Origin of the sequence: Gordonia sesuvii (genome assembly GCF_036350415.1) — a bacterium.
Lineage (GTDB): Bacteria > Actinomycetota > Actinomycetes > Mycobacteriales > Mycobacteriaceae > Gordonia > Gordonia sesuvii.
Map to the genome: position 1 here is coordinate 389,941 of NZ_JAZDUF010000003.1, position 16,045 is coordinate 405,985.

General features: G+C 66.4%; 16 protein-coding genes. 4 read left to right on the forward strand and 12 right to left on the reverse strand.

Going from position 1 to position 16,045, the window contains the following annotated elements; translation table 11 throughout:
- Positions 1–6: 6 nt before the first annotated feature.
- On the reverse strand, positions 7–1,215 hold the full coding sequence (locus VZC37_RS12615; protein WP_330433143.1) for an ABC transporter substrate-binding protein: 1,209 nt from the start codon (positions 1,213–1,215) through the stop codon (positions 7–9).
- A gap of 300 nt (positions 1,216–1,515) precedes the next feature.
- Between VZC37_RS12615 and VZC37_RS12620 the strand changes: the two genes are divergently transcribed.
- Together VZC37_RS12620 and VZC37_RS12625 are read left to right on the forward strand one after the other, a co-directional pair.
- A complete protein-coding gene (locus VZC37_RS12620; RefSeq protein ID WP_330432867.1) occupies positions 1,516–2,226 on the forward strand; it encodes a TetR/AcrR family transcriptional regulator in 711 nt (236 codons plus the stop codon).
- Between the two features lie 42 nt (positions 2,227–2,268).
- Positions 2,269–3,201, forward strand: a complete 933-nt coding sequence (locus VZC37_RS12625; protein ID WP_330432868.1) for an amidohydrolase family protein — start codon at positions 2,269–2,271, stop codon at positions 3,199–3,201.
- Here the strand turns inward: VZC37_RS12625 and VZC37_RS12630 are convergent.
- The 4 genes from VZC37_RS12630 to VZC37_RS12645 form a co-directional block, all read right to left on the reverse strand.
- Positions 3,189–3,968, reverse strand: coding sequence for an amino acid ABC transporter ATP-binding protein (locus tag VZC37_RS12630; protein ID WP_330432869.1), 780 nt, complete (start codon positions 3,966–3,968; stop codon positions 3,189–3,191). The genes VZC37_RS12625 and VZC37_RS12630 overlap by 13 nt on opposite strands.
- Before the next feature lie 3 nt (positions 3,969–3,971).
- Positions 3,972–5,714: an ABC transporter substrate-binding protein/permease gene (locus tag VZC37_RS12635; RefSeq protein WP_431309406.1), complete on the reverse strand. Its 1,743-nt coding sequence runs from the start codon at positions 5,712–5,714 to the stop codon at positions 3,972–3,974.
- A 172-nt stretch (positions 5,715–5,886) separates the two neighbouring features.
- On the reverse strand, positions 5,887–6,162 hold the full coding sequence (locus VZC37_RS12640; protein ID WP_330433144.1) for a DUF2277 domain-containing protein: 276 nt from the start codon (positions 6,160–6,162) through the stop codon (positions 5,887–5,889).
- 118 nt (positions 6,163–6,280) lie between these two features.
- Positions 6,281–7,249, reverse strand: a complete 969-nt coding sequence (locus tag VZC37_RS12645) for an NADPH:quinone oxidoreductase family protein (protein WP_330432871.1) — start codon at positions 7,247–7,249, stop codon at positions 6,281–6,283.
- 49 nt (positions 7,250–7,298) lie between these two features.
- Here VZC37_RS12645 and VZC37_RS12650 point away from each other — a divergent pair, with 49 nt between their 5' ends.
- A complete protein-coding gene (locus VZC37_RS12650) occupies positions 7,299–7,997 on the forward strand; it encodes a class I SAM-dependent methyltransferase (RefSeq protein ID WP_330432873.1) in 699 nt (232 codons plus the stop codon).
- A gap of 76 nt (positions 7,998–8,073) precedes the next feature.
- Here VZC37_RS12650 and VZC37_RS12655 read toward each other — a convergent pair whose 3' ends face one another.
- The 4 genes from VZC37_RS12655 to VZC37_RS12670 form a co-directional block, all read right to left on the reverse strand.
- Positions 8,074–9,042 (reverse strand): hypothetical protein, encoded by a 969-nt coding sequence (locus tag VZC37_RS12655; RefSeq protein ID WP_330432874.1) that lies wholly within the window; start codon positions 9,040–9,042, stop codon positions 8,074–8,076.
- 143 nt (positions 9,043–9,185) lie between these two features.
- A complete protein-coding gene (locus VZC37_RS12660; RefSeq protein WP_330432875.1) occupies positions 9,186–9,935 on the reverse strand; it encodes an SDR family NAD(P)-dependent oxidoreductase in 750 nt (249 codons plus the stop codon).
- Complete coding sequence (locus tag VZC37_RS12665; protein ID WP_330432876.1) at positions 9,932–10,876, reverse strand: alpha/beta hydrolase; 945 nt, start codon at positions 10,874–10,876, stop codon at positions 9,932–9,934. Before VZC37_RS12665 ends, VZC37_RS12660 begins: the two co-directional genes overlap by 4 nt.
- Entirely contained in the window at positions 10,873–12,270 is a 1,398-nt protein-coding gene (locus VZC37_RS12670) for a flavin-containing monooxygenase (protein WP_330432878.1), read from the reverse strand. Before VZC37_RS12670 ends, VZC37_RS12665 begins: the two co-directional genes overlap by 4 nt.
- A gap of 128 nt (positions 12,271–12,398) precedes the next feature.
- Here VZC37_RS12670 and VZC37_RS12675 point away from each other — a divergent pair, with 128 nt between their 5' ends.
- Complete coding sequence (locus VZC37_RS12675; RefSeq protein WP_330432879.1) at positions 12,399–13,046, forward strand: TetR/AcrR family transcriptional regulator; 648 nt, start codon at positions 12,399–12,401, stop codon at positions 13,044–13,046.
- Positions 13,047–13,274: 228 nt separating this feature from the next.
- Here the strand turns inward: VZC37_RS12675 and VZC37_RS12680 are convergent, their stop codons facing one another.
- From VZC37_RS12680 to VZC37_RS12690, 3 genes are all read right to left on the reverse strand, one after another.
- Entirely contained in the window at positions 13,275–14,135 is an 861-nt protein-coding gene (locus VZC37_RS12680) for an LLM class F420-dependent oxidoreductase (protein ID WP_330432880.1), read from the reverse strand.
- Positions 14,136–14,200: 65 nt separating this feature from the next.
- Positions 14,201–15,247 (reverse strand): prenyltransferase, encoded by a 1,047-nt coding sequence (locus VZC37_RS12685; protein ID WP_330432881.1) that lies wholly within the window; start codon positions 15,245–15,247, stop codon positions 14,201–14,203.
- Entirely contained in the window at positions 15,244–15,987 is a 744-nt protein-coding gene (locus VZC37_RS12690) for a class I SAM-dependent methyltransferase (RefSeq protein WP_330432882.1), read from the reverse strand. Before VZC37_RS12690 ends, VZC37_RS12685 begins: the two co-directional genes overlap by 4 nt.
- Positions 15,988–16,045 lie beyond the last annotated feature (58 nt).

Genomic DNA, 16,045 nt, shown 5'->3' on the forward strand with positions numbered 1-16,045 from the left:
GTGCGGTCAGTTCGCGCCGTTGTTGACCGCTGTCGTGTTCTCCAACGTCGCGTCATCGGTGACGTCGCTGACGAGGATCGCCCGACTGCACAACGCCCTCAGCTGGGGCACCGCGCTGCCGTCACAGGTGAACGTGATGCCCTCTGCCGCCGGCAGCGGCACATCCTTCGCCGACGACATCGCGGTGGCGATCGCCTCCGGCGTGACCGGTCCGGTCAGCGACTCCCCCACCTCGCCGAGTGACATGACCACCTGGTAGCCGAGGTAGCCGAGCCCGGCCGGGTCGGTGTCCGGCGCATACTCGGCCATCACGCTGCGGTACAGGTCAGACGACTCGGTGTCGGCGCCCACGACGACCGTGGTGAACGCCTTGGCTCCGGCGACGGCCTCGTTCCCGACGTTGTCGAGGACGGGTTTGTCGAGGCAGCTGGCGATCAGATACTTCTGCACGTCGGGCGCCACGGTCTGCAGAGCCTTCAGCGACGAGATGCACTGGCCGGTGTCCCCGAGAATCGTGACGGCGTCCGGGTTGTCGGCCAGGCCGGCGGTGATCTGTGGTGTGGGATCGGCGGTCCCGGTCGGCACCGTGACCACTTTCAGTTCGATCCCGGCCTGCTCGAACATCGGTGTGCCCAGCGCCTGCACGGACGCGGCTGCGTCGCCACTGTCACCGACGAGCACGGTGAACTTCTTGTATCCCGCCTGCGCAGCGGTGGCCGCCTGCCCCGACAGGACTGCGACGATGCCGCCGGAGAGCATGTAGGCGTTCTCCGAAACCATCTCGACCTGCGACACGGGCGCCTGCGAGATGTAGGGGATGCCCGCGCCGGTGATGATTGGCAGCATCACCGCACCTTGCGCCCCCAACGGCGAGATGACCGCTGCGACTTGGTCCTCCACCATCTGGTTGGCGCAGGCGGTCGCCGAGGCGGGGTCCTCCTGCTGCTCGCAGACGACGAGATCCACCTGGTGCCCACCGATTCCGCCGCCGTTGTTGTTCAGGTACTGCGCGGCAGCCTCACCACCCTCGCGCACCATGGGCAGCGACACGGCCCCGCCCTCGGGGGTGATGTAGCCGATCTTGATCGGATCACCCGTGGCCGGGTTCGACGGAAGGGCAGAGGTGTCACCGGCCGGGGCCGAGGAGTCCGACGAGCTGTCGTCGGCACATGCCGTCACGCCGCCGAGGACGAGCAGTCCCGCCGCACCGGCCATGCCGACCGCACGTAGCCCGCGCAGGAAAGAAGGTGATCGTTTCACTTGGCCCCCTCAGAGCTCTGATTGTCTCGGCCGAGAGAATGGCTCCGACCTGCATGAACGTCCAACAGTAAGGCCTTACGGTATCCTCTCACCATTGGGCCGCTCGAGAGTGACTGTAGCGTGATGTGGATCACCATTGGATACCTTTTGCGGAATACGGGCGAATCGCGCCACTCGCCGATCCGACCGGCTCACCCACGTAGGGTCGGGCGAGACCTGCCCGGCTGCGAACGCCCAGGAATGTGAAGGGAGACGATGGCCAACGCCAAGTCGCGCCGCACTTCGCCGAACCGGCGTGCTCGCGGATCGATTTCAGCTGACGAAATCGTCACCGGCGCTTTTGAGGTTGCCAATCGGTTGTCGCTCGGCGAGTTCAGCATGCCGCTGCTCGCCAAGCATCTCGACGTTGGCGTCACCAGCATCTACTGGTACTTCCGGAAGAAGGAAGACCTCCTCGATGCCATGTCGGAGAAGGCCAGCGAGGAGTATCAACAGGCAACCCCGTTCGACGGAGCGGACAACTGGCGTGACGCGCTTGACCGACACTTCCGCCGGATGCACGAGGTGTTCCGATCGCAGCCGGCACTCGTCGAATTGACGCTGTTGCGCATTCGGGGTGCCCGCGCGAGTCCGGCGTCACTGGAGATAATGGCCGCGAAGCTCGAGACGATCATCGCATCGCTCGTCTCCGCAGGATTCACGAGTGAAGATGCGCTCGAGGTGTATCTGTCGCTGCTGGCCCACGTCTGCGGCGCGGCCATGCTCGAACACTTCGGTGTGTTCACCGGCACCTCGCACGTACGGTCCGGGGCGGACGCGACGGGCAGGACGAACGACCCCCTGGTCGACGTTCTGTCGTCCCGCGGACATCACATCGACAACCCGCACGAGTCGACGTTCGAGTTCACGTACCAGGCAATCCTGAACCACGCAGAGGAGCGGTTGAGGGGCCACCGGCGCAGGTGACCCACCGAGGTGTCCCTGACCCGTCCGGGTAGCGTTGACGACGTGAACAGCGCCGTTCCGAACAGCACGTCCCCACCCTTCAGCGCCGACGAAGCCGCCCGGGTCAGGGCGATCTGGACATCACTCGGCCTGCCCGGACTCATCGACGTCCACACCCACTTCATGCCGAAACCGGTGATGGACAAGGTCTGGGCGTACTTCGACTCCGCGGGGCCGATGCTCGGCCGCGAATGGCCGATCACCTACCGCGCCGACGAAGACGTCCGGGTCGCGGCTCTGCAGGAGTTCGGCATCCGCGCCTACTCGTCGCTGGTGTATCCCCACAAGCCGGACATGGCCGAGTGGCTCAACGGGTGGGCCACCGACTTCGCCGCCCACCACCCCGATTGTCTACACACGGCGACGTTCTACCCGGAGGAATCGGCGCCGACCTACGTGTCACAGGCCATCGCACGCGGCGTCGGGGTGTTCAAATGTCACATCCAGGTCGGCGACTTCACGCCGACGGACTCGCTCCTCGACGGCGTGTGGTCGCAGATCGCCGACAGTCAGATCCCGGTGATCATCCATTGCGGGTCGGGTCCGGCTCCCGGCAACCACACCGGCCCCGGGCCGATAGCGGCACTGCTCCATCGTTTTCCGTCGTTGCCGCTGATCATCGCGCACATGGGAACCCCGGAGTACGTCGAGTTCCTCGACCTCGCCGACCGATATCGCAACGTCCGATTCGACACGACGATGTCGTTCACCGACTTCGCGGAGGAATCGGCACCGTTCCCGCGAGATGCGTTGCCCCGCTTGCTCGATCTCGGCGATCGAATCCTGTTCGGCAGCGACTTCCCGAACATCCCGTACCCGTACACGCATGCGCTCGAGGCACTGATCCGGCTCGACCTCGGCGACGACTGGCTGCGTGACGTGATCTACCGAAACGCCGCCGACCTGTTCGCCATCAGCACCGCTCAGAGCACCTGAGACAGGAAGTTGCGCAGGCGTTCCGACGACGCATCGGTGAAGATCTGCTCGGGTGCACCGGTTTCCACGACCGCCCCGTGGTCCATGAACAACACGCTGTCGGACACGTTGCGTGCGTAACCCATCTCGTGGGTCACGACGACCATCGTCATGCCCTCCTCGGACAGCTCGGTGATCAGCGCGAGCACACCCTTCACCAGTTCGGGGTCGAGCGCCGAGGTCGCCTCGTCGAAGAACATCACCTGAGGTTCCATCGCCAATGCGCGGGCGATGGCGACGCGCTGCTGTTGCCCGCCGGACAGGTTCCCCGGCCGCGCGTCGGCCTTGTTCCGCAGGCCGACGATGTCGAGCTGCCGTAACGCCACCTCATGCGCCTCGTCCTTGCTCAGACCGCGCAGCTTCTGTGGTCCGAGCGCGATGTTCTGGGCGACAGTCTTGTGCGGGAACAGGTTGAAGTGCTGGAACACCATGCCGATGCGGCGCCGCAGCTCGTCCGGGTTGTCCGCCAGGACCGAACGCCCATCCAGCAAGATGTCGCCCTGATCCGGTTCGTGCAGCCGGTTGAGCACCCGCAGCAGCGTCGACTTCCCCGATCCCGACGGACCGATCACCGTGGTAGTCGTCCCGGCGTCGACCTGGATGTCCACGCCGCGCAGGACATGATTCTTGCCGAAGGACAGATGCAATCCAGTGCCGGTCAGTGACACGGCATCTCGGGACACGGCATCTCGGGACACGGCGTCACGGCTGTTGGTGGGGTCGGACACTGCTCATCCCTTCTCGACGGCGGTCGGCGGCAGGGGGTCGTCCTCGGTTTCGGCAGGTCTACCGGTCCGCAGCCGGGCATCGATGTAATTGACCAGATGCGTCAGCGGGATGGTCAGCGCGAGGTAGACGATGCCGGCGGCGACCAGCGGTGACAGGTTGCCGGTCTGCGCGTTGAGATCACGCCCCACCGCGAACAGTTCGCGTTGGCTCGCCAGCAATCCCAGGAAGTACACCAGCGAGCTGTCCTTGATGAGGGAGATGAACTGGTTCATCAGGGCCGGCAACACGCGTCGCACGCCCTGCGGCACGACGACGAGCCGCATCGACTGCCGATAACTGAATCCGATCGCCCGTGCGGCCTCCATCTGCCCGTCGTCGACGCTCTGGATGCCGGCTCGGAAGATCTCACCGATGTACGCCGCGGCCAGCAGGGCCAGGGCGATCGCGCCCAGCCAGAAGGGGTTGTTGCCGGTGATGCCGCGGACCACGGGGCCGACACCGAGACCCACGATGAGGATGACCACCACGGCGGGCAGGCCTCGGAAGATGTCGGTGTAGACACGCGCCGGCCATCGCAGCCATCGGGATCGCGAAATGCCGGCAACCGCCAGCAGCATGCCGAGAATGGTGCCCAACACACCGGACACGACCGACAGGATCAAGGTGTTGACCAGGCCGGTCTTGATGAGATCGGGGAACGATTCCTGGTACAGCTCCCAGTCGAAGAAGGTGGCGCCGAGCTGCTCGAGAGTGCTTCGCGGGGCCGTGTCGGTGTCCTCGGAGTCGTCGGCGGCCGCGTTCTCCCGGGCGATCGCGGCGAAATCGGGCAGCTCGGGTTCTGGGGCGGCCTTGCTTCCCGGTTTCCACCCGTCGGGCAGCTCGCGCGGAACCCAGTCGGCGTAGAGGTCGGCGTAGGTGCCGTCGGCGATCACGGCGTCCAGACCGGAGTTGAGCGCCTCGGTCAGCCGCGGCTTGTTCTTGCCGATCGCCCACGCGATGAAGTTGTTGACGCTGAAGGTGTTCTCGACGATCGAGGCGTTGTCGCCGGGCTGCACCGACCCTTCGGCCTGCTGCGACGGCGCCACCCAGGCGTCGATCTGCCCGGCCTTCAGGTTGGCGTACGCGGTCGCGTAGTCGGGGAACTTGACGGGGTCGAGTCCCAGCGTGTTGACGACGTAGTCGTCCTGCACCGTGCCCTGGACGACACCGATGCGCACCGACTCGTTCAGGTCGTCGAATCCCCCGATCGAGCCACCGTCAGGGGCGACCAGCGAGAAGTACCCGAAGTCGTAGCCGTTGGTGAAATCGACGGTGCGTCGCCGTTCGTCGGTCGTCGTGATCGACGACGACCCCACGTCGAACCGGTTGTTTGCCACCTGCGACAGCAACCCGGCGAACTCGGTCCCGGCGAACTGGATCTGCAAGCCCAGTTTGGCCGCGACCGCCTTGAGGAGCTCGTTGTCGAAGCCGGTGAACACACCTTCGCTGTTCACGCAGATACTGGGGCCGGCGTCCGAGAGCGTCCCGACCGACAGTCGCCCGGGCGTCAGCAGTTCCAGCCCGCTCACGTCGATCTGGTCGATCGGTGTCGTGGTCTCGGTGGTGAAGCGGTCGTCGCCGCCCTGATCGGCCGCGGCGAGATTCACCGGCGCGGCCGACGCGGACCCCACGCCCGGCGGGGCACAGTTGTCGGTGGGCGCCGCAGCCGCGCGCGGGGGTGCGAGCACAGCGACGGCGGCCATCATCACACCGATGACCAGCACGACGGCTGCGGCCGTGATGCGCAGCAGGCGGGGTGCGGATGTCATCTCTGCACAGTAGCGAGGACCACCGCTGCCATCCGCCGTACGACGCCCACTGGGTGAAAGTCGACCCGGCTCCTGGTCGAGGTCGGACTACGAGGGGGTCGAGGTCGGACTACGCCGAGTCGCGCGCGGCGATTCGCGCCCGGACCTCGGGACGCCGCAGTGGCGGCACCGTCTTGGGCGGCTGCCGTCGTTCGGGGAGCGCGTCGAGAAGTTCGTGGGTGGCGTCGGTGACCTTCTGCACAGCCGCTTCGAACGCCTCGACGTTGGCGGCCGACGGATGCCGGACGCCGCTGACCTTACGGACGTACTGTCGCGCGGCGGCCTCGATCTCCTCGTCGGTCGCGGCGGGTTCCAAGCCGCGGAGTTCGGTGATGTTGCGGCACATGGTGGGCTCCTCGGGCAGGTTGTGGTCGGTGGCCTCGATACGCGCCGGGCTCGCAGGCTCGCTCACCCGTTGGTCGAGTAGCCGACGAGCCTGCGAGGAGGCGTATCGAGACCCGTCGTCACTCCGCGATCTTGACGACTGCCTTCCCCAGGATCCGCCCCTCGGCGAGATCCGTCAACGCCTTCGGCAGTTCGTCGAGCGTGTAGGTGACGTTGACCTGCGGACTCATCCCGGCGGCGATCATCTCGCCCAGCTCGTCGTGCAACAGGGCCGGCAGATCCGGATGGGTGCGCACGTATTCACCCCAGGCGGCGCCCACCACCGAGATGTTGCGGAACAACACACGGTTGAGCTTGACGGTGGGGATACCGCCCGCGGCGAACCCGATGACCACGTACCGGCCGTCCGGCGCGACCTGACGTAGGGCCTCGTCGAAGACCTCGCCGCCGGACGGGTCGATCATCACATCGACACCGGCCGGCTCGATCTCCTTGAGCTTCGCACCCCAGCCCTCTTCGAGCTGGATCACTTCGTCGGCGCCCGCGCTGCGCAGCAGTTCCTCGGCCCCCTTGCGATGAACGATCGCGATCACCTTGGCGCCCATGGCCTTCGCCACCATGATGGATGCGGTGCCCACGCCGCCTGCCGCGCCGAGGACACCGACGACCTCGCCCGGCGCGGTCTGCGCACGTACCTTCAGCGCGAACAGCGCCGTCTGGTAGTTGATGCCCATCGCGGCACCCTGTTCGAACGACAGGCCCTCGGGCAGCGGCAGGAGCTGTTCGGGAGCCGCCACGACCTGCTCGGCGAAGCCACCGACGACCGAGGCCACGAGCACCTTGTCGCCGGCCTTGACCGACGACCCCGCCGGCGCCTCACGCACCACACCGGCCACCTCGGTACCCGGAGTGAACGGAGTCGGGACGCGCAGCTGGTACTTGCCCTGACTCATGAGCAGGTCGGGGAAACACACCCCGCACGACTTGATGTCGACGAGGACCTGTCCGTCGGCGGGTTTCGGGTCGTCGACGGTGGTCAGCTCGAGTCCGTCAGGACCGGTCTCTGTAGTCAGCACCTGTGCTTGCATACGGCTCACCCTACTGTGCGGCGATGGGCGAACGGATAGGATCTGCCTCATGACCGCATCGTCGACGCAGATGTCGAACACACCATCGCCGGAGCGACGGAAGGTCGCCGAGGACGCCCCCGGGTTCATGCCGCTCGACGAGGCGCAGACCCTGTTCGAGATCGCGGGCGAGTATCTGTCACAACGTGATTCGACGAAGGTCGGCGTCGAGATCGGCACCTATTGCGGCAAGTCGACAGTGTTCCTCGGTGCCGCCGCCGAGGCGTGTGGGGCGACCATCGTCACCGTCGACCACCACCGCGGTTCCGAGGAGCATCAGCCCGGTTGGGAGTACCACGACGAGTCCCTGGTCGACCCGCACACCGGCACGCTGGACACGTCGGCCCGCTTCCGCCGCACCATGTTCGACGCGGGACTCGAGGACACCGTCGTGGGCATGCTGGCGCCGTCGGCGACGGCCGCGAAGGTGTGGGGAAAGCCTGCCGACTTCGTCTTCATCGACGGCGGCCACAGCATGCAGGCCGCGCAGACCGACCTCGACGGCTGGGCGCCGTGGGTGCGGATCGGTGGTGCACTGCTGATCCACGACGTGTTCCCGAACCCGGAGGACGGCGGCCGTCCCCCGTACGAGATCTACTGCCAGGCCCTCGCGACCGGCCAGTTCACCGAGGTGCGCGTCGAGGGCTCGCTGCGCGTCCTGCGCCGGGAATCCGGCACACCCGGCGAGCCGCTCTCCCCCGCCGCCTGATCAGTTCCTCCGCCCGGTTTCGTCAAACTCTCCCCGAACTTCGGGAGGGTTCGACGAAACCGGGAGGACGAACAAGTCACCCCACGATGCCCGCCGTCCGTAGACCGGCGAGCACCTTCGGGTGAAGCACGTGTGGGCGGTGCGCGTCCGACCACGTCCAGCGCACGACGTGCGGTCCGGCGTCGCGGATCGCGTCCTCCCGTAGCTTCTCCTCGTAGATGACCTCCTCGGGGAGTCGGTTGTCGCCGAACGGATTTGACCGGTGGTACTTGAAGCGACCGTCGAATTCTCCGACCAACCTGAGTCTTCCTTCCTCGTCGCGCCATCCGAAGTCGCCACGGACCACCACCGTGCGTCCGCCAAGGCTCACTGGAATCCTCACCTGCAGTTCTGGCTTCGGGATCAGGGGGCTGTCGGACAGCCCGAGTCGACTCACCGATTCGCCGATACTCTCCGACCTTCCGTCGGCGACTGCCAGCGCCGATCGCAGCATCGCGATCCCCCGATGTCGCCGCATCTGTTCCGCCGCCGTCTGCAGATCCGCGATTGCGACGCCGAGGTGAAGGCCCGAGTCGAGGGCACACACAGCCTGCGCCAATGTGCCGGTACGCGCGACGTCGCACAGAGTCCGAGCCAACGAGGTGACCCGGACACCGCCGATGCAGACGATGTCGGATTCCGAGAGTGCCGACTGATGGATGATCCCGCGACGGATGCGCTTTCCGGTGGTCGCCGACGTGAAATGAACAAGCGTGAGATCGGGTCTGAGCAGCGGTACGCGATGCATGATCGCCGCCGAGATATGGCTGACGGTGCGCGCCGGCCCGCCGTTTCTGGACGCTGCGATGACCGTGGCCCGGTAACGCTCCAACTTGGCCGTGTGCGATTGCATGGGTTCCCCGGAGACGGGCAGGTAGGCGCCATGCCACACCCTTTCGGCGGCACCGTTACGAACCCTCCGGCTCAACGCGCTGTCGGTGGTCCCCGTGACGACGGCGTCCGAGCGGAACACAAGGTCGTCGGCGCCGATGTGCGGATTCTCCATGGGCAGCGATGATGCCCCGATTCACACGCAACGCCGCGATTTCATCCACAGGCTCGGACGCCGCCTCGCGGATCCTCCCGTTTCTTTTCGTCAAACCCTCCACAAGTCGACGGAGGGTTCGATGAAATCAGGGGGAAGAACCGTCAGGGCACCATGGCGCGCAGCTTGCCGAGCACGTCGGGGTAACGCTGCAGATGTGCGCCACCGTTGACGTCGAAGGCGGCCCCGGTGATCCAGGACGCCTTGTCGGAGGCCAGGAGGGTCACCATGTCGGCGATCTCGTCCGGGCGCCCGGCCCGTCCCAGGGGTGTGTTCTCGATGTACTCGTCCGTCAGCCCCGGCACGATCGACAATCCCGCGGTCAAGGGGGTGTCGACCAGGCCCGGCGACACGGCATTCACCCGGACTCCGCGTGACGCCAGCTCCAGCGCGGCCACCTCCACCAGCATCGTCACCCCGGCCTTCGATGCGCAGTAGGCGCCCATCCCCGCACCGGGCTGTCGCCCGTTCAGCGATGAGATCACGACGATGCTGCCGCCGTCGGCGATGCGTGGTCCGGCGTGTTTGAGCACGAGGAATGAACCGGTGAGACAGACGTCGATGGTGGTCTGCCATTGCTCCAGTGGGAGTTCGGTGATGGCGCCCGGGATCGTCAGGCCGGCGCAGCTCACCACCGTCCGTAGGTCTTCGATGCCGTCGAAGCCGGCGGCGACGGATGCCTCGTCGGTGACGTCCATGGCCACCGCGCGGGCACCCATCTCGTCGGCGGCCGACCGCGCGGCCTCGGCGTTCACGTCGGCGACGACGACCTGATTCCCCTCGGCGACAAACGCTTTCGCCACGGCGAGTCCGATTCCCGACGCGCCGCCGACCACGAGGGCGGTGCCGCTCATCGCGCCGCGGCCTCGGCCGCCGGCACCTCGACCGTGAGGTGCCTGGTGAGGAACGAGATCTGATGTGCGACAGCGGTCTCGAACCAGTCCTTGCCCTCGAACACGTCGAAGTGGTCGCACGGATAGTGCCGAACCTCGGCGCGCGCCTTGAATCCGGCCTTGGCTGCGGCGTGCGGTGGTGCGCCCTGATCGAAGTCGGCGATCTGCATCAAGACCGGGGCATCGACGTCTTCGGCCGCTTTGTCGGCGCGGAAGCTGCCGAGTTCCAGGCCGACGGAGGCGTCGACCTCGTTGCGCCACGACGGTCCGGCGATCTCGAGGTAGTCCTCGTAGAAGCCGGGCGAGGTGAGTGCCGCCTTCTCCCCCGGCCTGCCGACGACCGGCATCATCGTCGGCGCACGTCCGGCTTTGGCCCCCAGGGCACTGCCGATCCCCACGACGGTGGAACGCAACATCGAGGCGGCACCGACCTGCGGGTAGTGGTGAACGCCCGCCGACAACCCGTTCACCAGCGGGACCATGCTGATCACCGCGGCGATGTCGGATCGGCCACCGGCGACGATCAGTGCGTGGCCGCCGGACTGGGAGATCCCCCACAGGATCACCCGCCCGGGGTCGATGCCCGGTTGACGTTTTGCCGCGACGATCGCGCTGCGGTAGTCCTCGGCCTGTGCCCGCATCGAGATACGTTGGCGCGGCTCGCCTCCCGACAGCCCGAAGCCGCGGTAGTCGAACGCGAACACCGCCAGACCGGCGTCTGCCATCCGCCGAGCGTACGGGTCCAGGCCAGAGTCCTTGGTGCCGGCGAATCCGTGCGCCATGACGACCACCGGCCGCCCGGTCGACGCATCGAATGGTGATCGCTCGGCGCCCGGATAGAACCAGGCGTCGCAGGTCGTACCGAGGGAATCGAACGTGACGTTCTGCCGGGTGGTGGTCATCGGCCGGCTCCCGCCGTCGCGGCAGCCGGTTCGACGGACAGCTCACCCACCCGCGACCAGGACGGACCGCCTTGTGCCGCCGCACGTCTCATCCCGGACGGAATTTCCTTGGTTCGCATGTCGTGTTCGTAGAGATAGTGATCGAGCTGCTGGGTGTGTCGCGGCCGGTCGAGCATGTGTCCGGTGTAGAACTGCATGTCCTCGGTGATGACACGGTGCATGTCGTCGACGTCGGGCAGTCGGTAGCGGCCGACGGCGTAGGCCCCGATCAACCGCGCCTGGCACTCGACGAACGGGAACAACGTCGGGGTGGCCTGTGCGAATCCGGCGAACACGAGATCGTCGACACCCGGATAGAACATCCGCTTGTACAGGTCGATGCGATTGTCCGGTGCGCTGATGAAGTCCTCGTCGAAGAACGGGAAGGTGATGTTGTAACCGGTTGCGTAGATGATGATGTCGAAGTCGTCGGCGGTTCCGTCCTCGAAGTGCACGGTGTCGCCGTCGAGTCTGGCGATGTTGGGTTTGGCGATCACATCGCCCGAGCCGAGGCGCAGCGGCAGTTCGACAGACTGGGTCGGATGCGCTTCGAAGAACTTGTGATTCGGCGTCGGCAGGCCGTAGTCCTCCGGACGTCCGGCGGTCATCGGCTGCATGACCTGCATGAACTTCCGCTGCCAGGACCATGGGATGTACGGGGAGGTGTGGTAATACTTGTCGGCCGGCGTGCCCGCGAAGTACTTCGGCACGATCCATGCACCCGATCTGGTCGACAGGGTCAGTTTGTTGTCGAGCGCCTTCGACGAGAGCTCGACCGCGATGTCGGCGGCACTGTTTCCCAAGCCCACCACCAGGATCCGCTTTCCGGAGAACTCATGCGGCGTCTTCGGGTCGACGTAGTGGTGCGCGTGCATCTCGAGGCCGTCGAACTGGCCGGGGAAATCGGGTAGCCGGGGATCCCAGTGGTGCCCGTTGGCCACGATCAGCAGATCGAACAGTCGCCGCTCGCCACGCTGGGTCTCGAGTTCCCAGCCGCCGTCGTCGAGGCGGCGGGCGTGGGTGACACCGTTTTCGAACTCGATGTTGTCGAGCAATCCGAAGGCCTCGGCGTAGGAGTCCAGGTACGCCTTGATCTGGGTGTGGTGCGGGAAGTCCGGATAGCTCTCGGGCATCGGGAAGTCCCGGAACGACAACTGATGTTTGGACGTGTCGATGTGCAGCGAGCGATAGGCGCTGCTGTGCCCGTTCGGATTCCCGAATGCCCAGTTTCCGCCGATGCGGTCCGAGGATTCGAAACAGGTGTAGGGAACGCCGTAGTCGGCGAGCATCTTGCCCGCGGTGAGGCCGCTGATGCCGGCCCCGATGACCGCGGTCCGCGGTAGGTATGGACTCATGTCGTATTCCTCACCGAACGCCCGGCCGCACCGGATCAGTAGACAGATTGCCCATTCTGTCTACCGCATTTCCGCGGCCGGGTAAACAGAATCCGAGATTTGTCTACAAGTTTTGCTAGGGTTCGAACGTGAAGGAGGCACCGCCACAGAGTCGGCCCACGAGCACCGTCAGCGCACGGCTGCTCGACGCAACCGAGAAACTGCTGGCCGACAAGGGAATCCGGGCGACCACGATGCAAGAGGTGGCTGAGACTGCGGGTGTCTCACGGGCGTGGCTGTATCGGCACTTTCCGGACAAGTCGACGTTGGTCGGTGCTGCCGTCGTGCGGCTGAACGAATCGTTCTGGTCGGATGCCGTCCGCGAGCTGGACGAGATCGGCGACTTCGAGCGGCAAGTGGCGGCAGGGGTGCGGATCGGACGTGGCGCCTACGACGACCCCGGCACGCTGCTCCTTCGCCTGCGGACCGAGGAGCCCGACGACTTCGCCGCGTGCGCCGGGGCCGGTGTCGCCGGACTGGTGCCCGACCTCGCGCAGTTCTGGCTGCCCTACATCGAGGCCGCCGCGGAACGTGGCGAGATCCACCCCGGACACAACCTCGCCGAGGTGTCGGAATGGGTTGCGCGCGTGCTGATCAGCCTCGGAACCGTGCCGTCGGACACCATCGACCCGGACGACTCGGACGCCGTCCTCGGGCACGTCCGGCGGTACCTGATGCCGGCGTTGCGGGCAGATCCGGGGGATGTGGCGGATGGTCTCGATACACCGCTCGGCTAGCGCCTCGCGGCTACTCGACCAACGGTTGGGGGGGCCACTCGACCATCGGTGGGGGGGCCGCCCGACCAACGGTTGGTGGGCCACTCGGCTAGCGGTTTGGGGGGCCGCCCGGCCAGCGGTTGGGAGACACGACGGCACCGGCGCCCAATGGACGGGAAACAGCCGCACAGTCAACGAAAAGTAGCGCCCAGTCGACAGGAAACGACGCACAGTCGACCAAGCCGCCGATCAGCCGGCGGCGACCGGTGCGAGGTCGAGCTTGCCGGCGAGCTTCGCCAGGTACGCCGTCGCGCGCTCCACGCTGTCGTCGGGCAGACCGTAGAGCACCTGGGTCACTCCGATTTCCCGCCACTTGTCCAGCTTCTCGGCGACCGGTTTGAAGTCGAGGACGACGATCTGCGGATCACCCGCACGACCGGCATCGGACCAGATCTGCTTCAGCAAGGCCACCGATCCCTCGATGTCGTCCTCGCCCGGGGTGGTGATCCAGCCGTCGGCGCTGCGCGAGATCCACTTGAAGTTCTTCTCGTTGCCGGCCGCACCCACCAGCACCGGGATGTGCGGCTGCGTTGACTTGGGCCATGCCCAGCTGGGACCGAAATCGACGAACTCGCCGTGGTACTCGGCCTCTTCGTCGGTCCAGAGGGCTTTCATCGCCTCGAGGTACTCCCGCAGCATGGTCCGCCGACGTTTCGGCGGCACCTTGTGATCGGCGAGTTCGTCCAGGTTCCAACCGAATCCGACGCCGAGAGTGAGGCGGCCGGACGAGATATGGTCCACCGTCGCGAGTGTCTTGGCCAGCGTGATGGGATCGGACTGCACCGGCAGCGCGACAGCCGTGGCCAGCCGGATCCGCTCGGTCACGGCGGCGGCAGCCGCCAGTGACGTCCACGGATCGAGAGTGCGCATGTAACGGTCGTCGGGCAGCGACGAATCCCCCGTCTGTGGATGCGCGGCGTCGCGCCTGGTAGGGATGTGCCCGTGCTCCGGCACGAAGTAGGACGCGAAACCCGCCTCCTCGATGAGTGGTGCCAGCACGTGCGGTTTGAGGCCGCGATCACTGGTGAACTGCACGATTCCGAATTCCATGGGTCCTCCCGCGCGACGTCGCGTTCGCTGCCGCCCCACTTCCGGACGGCTGACTGGACACTAGTCTAGGTGATCGGATCGCCCGCGACCAGGGTTTCCCGGACGTCGCGAAAGATTCCCTCCCCCGCGCTGGTCCGGCTGATCGCGTCGGCGGCCAGGACCACGGCAGCCGACGTCCAGCAGCTCTTCTCCACCGGCCACCGCTTACCGTCGGCGTACACCAGGCCGGTCCAATACGAGCCGTCCGGATCGCGCAGGTGCTGAATGGATTCGACCAGCTTGACCGCATCAGCCGTGTCACCGAGGGCGTCCACCGCCAGGGCCAGCTCGCAGGTCTCCGCGCCGGTGACCCAGGGACGATGGTCGACGCATCGGATCCCCATTCCGGCGACCACGAATTCGTCCCAGCGCCGAGCGATGTGCTCCTGTCCGGCGCGACCGCGCAGGGCACCACCGAGAATCGGGTAGTACCAGTCCATCGAGTGATCCGACGGCGGTTCGAAGTTCTCCGGCCGGTCGCGGATCACGTCCCCGAGCGCGGTGTGTGCTGCGGCCCAGGCGTCCTCGGGCTGCCCCATCTCGTCGGCGATCCGCACCGCACAGTCGATCGCCTGGAAGATGCTGGCGTTGCCGGTGATCTGGGCTTGATCGAACATCGCCCCGGTGCGGTGATCACCACCCCACCGGAAGGCGCCGTCGGGCCGCTGGTACTTCATGACCAGGTCGATCGCCGACCACACGGTCGGCCACATCTCGTCCAGGAATCGGGTGTCCCCGGTGATCAGGTAGTGATGCCAGACCCCGACGGCGATGTAGGCACAGAAGTTGCTGTCGATGTTCGGGTCCTCGACCCGACCCTCGACCATGCGGATCGGCCATGATCCGTCGTCACGCTGGTGACGTCGTGACCATGCGTAGGCCGCCTCGGCTTCGGCGATGCGGCCGGTGACCGACAGGGCCATCGCCGATTCGACGTGGTCCCACGGGTCGGTCTGTCCGCCCGGGAACCACGGCAGCGCACCCGAATCCTCTTGCATCGCAGCGATCGCGGCGCCCGTGGCGTCGACCTGCTCCGCGGTGAGGACACCCGCGATCGCCGGGAGCGGCGTCACCTGCTTCCGGCGTCGGCACCGCCGGACGACTCGGGTTTGCGCAGATACAGCGCGACCGACTTGCCGATGACCGGGTTGAGCGCCTGCTCACCCACCCGGGTGAGCCAAGGCTTGCTCATCATGTCCCAGACCAGCAGCTTGTGATAGGCCTTGACCAACGGGTTGCCGTCGTTCTCCACGCCCACAGCACATTTGATCCACCAGTACGGGGCGTGCAGCGCGTGTGCGTGGTCGGTGCCGGTCACCTCGAGTCCGGCCCGGGTCAGTTTGTCGGCGAGCTCGGATGCCTTGTAGATGCGGACGTGCCCGCCCTCGACCTCGTGGTACGCGTCCGAGAGCGCCCAGCACACCTTCTCCGGCCAGTAGCGCGGCACGGTGACGGCCGCGACGCCGCCCGGCTTGAGGATGCGCACCATCTCGGCGATGGCACCTTCGTCGGTGGGGATGTGCTCGAGGATCTCGGACATGAGGACCACGTCGAAGCTGTTGTCCGCGTACGGAAGCCGCAGGGCGTCACCGACCTCGGCGCGAGCTTTCGCGTCGCCGGGGACATGCCCTTCGGCCATCATCGCGTCGAACATCTCCGCGACGTCGGCCATGTCCGACTCGGACTGGTCGAACGCGATGACATCCGCTCCCCGGCGGAACATCTCGAACGAGTGCCTACCCTGTCCCGCCCCGATGTCGATCGCCTTGGTCTGCGAACCAACCCCCAAGCGATCGAAATCCACTGTCAGCACTCGTTCTTCTCCTTCGAATCCTACGACCGTCGAATCCTACGCCGCTGCGATCAGTTCG

Excerpts from the sequence above, each read along its gene's own strand:
- VZC37_RS12615 (WP_330433143.1), bottom strand. The coding sequence starts at position 1,215 with ATGGCCGGTGCGGCGGGACTGCTCGTCCTCGGCGGCGTGACGGCATGT.
- VZC37_RS12620 (WP_330432867.1), top strand. The coding sequence starts at position 1,516 with ATGGCCAACGCCAAGTCGCGCCGCACTTCGCCGAACCGGCGTGCTCGC.
- VZC37_RS12635 (WP_431309406.1), bottom strand. The coding sequence starts at position 5,714 with ATGATGGCCGCCGTCGCTGTGCTCGCACCCCCGCGCGCGGCTGCGGCG.
- VZC37_RS12640 (WP_330433144.1), bottom strand. The coding sequence starts at position 6,162 with ATGTGCCGCAACATCACCGAACTCCGCGGCTTGGAACCCGCCGCGACC.
- VZC37_RS12645 (WP_330432871.1), bottom strand. The coding sequence starts at position 7,249 with ATGCAAGCACAGGTGCTGACTACAGAGACCGGTCCTGACGGACTCGAG.
- VZC37_RS12650 (WP_330432873.1), top strand. The coding sequence starts at position 7,299 with ATGACCGCATCGTCGACGCAGATGTCGAACACACCATCGCCGGAGCGA.
- VZC37_RS12655 (WP_330432874.1), bottom strand. The coding sequence starts at position 9,042 with ATGGAGAATCCGCACATCGGCGCCGACGACCTTGTGTTCCGCTCGGAC.
- VZC37_RS12660 (WP_330432875.1), bottom strand. The coding sequence starts at position 9,935 with ATGAGCGGCACCGCCCTCGTGGTCGGCGGCGCGTCGGGAATCGGACTC.
- VZC37_RS12665 (WP_330432876.1), bottom strand. The coding sequence starts at position 10,876 with ATGACCACCACCCGGCAGAACGTCACGTTCGATTCCCTCGGTACGACC.
- VZC37_RS12670 (WP_330432878.1), bottom strand. The coding sequence starts at position 12,270 with ATGAGTCCATACCTACCGCGGACCGCGGTCATCGGGGCCGGCATCAGC.
- VZC37_RS12680 (WP_330432880.1), bottom strand. The coding sequence starts at position 14,135 with ATGGAATTCGGAATCGTGCAGTTCACCAGTGATCGCGGCCTCAAACCG.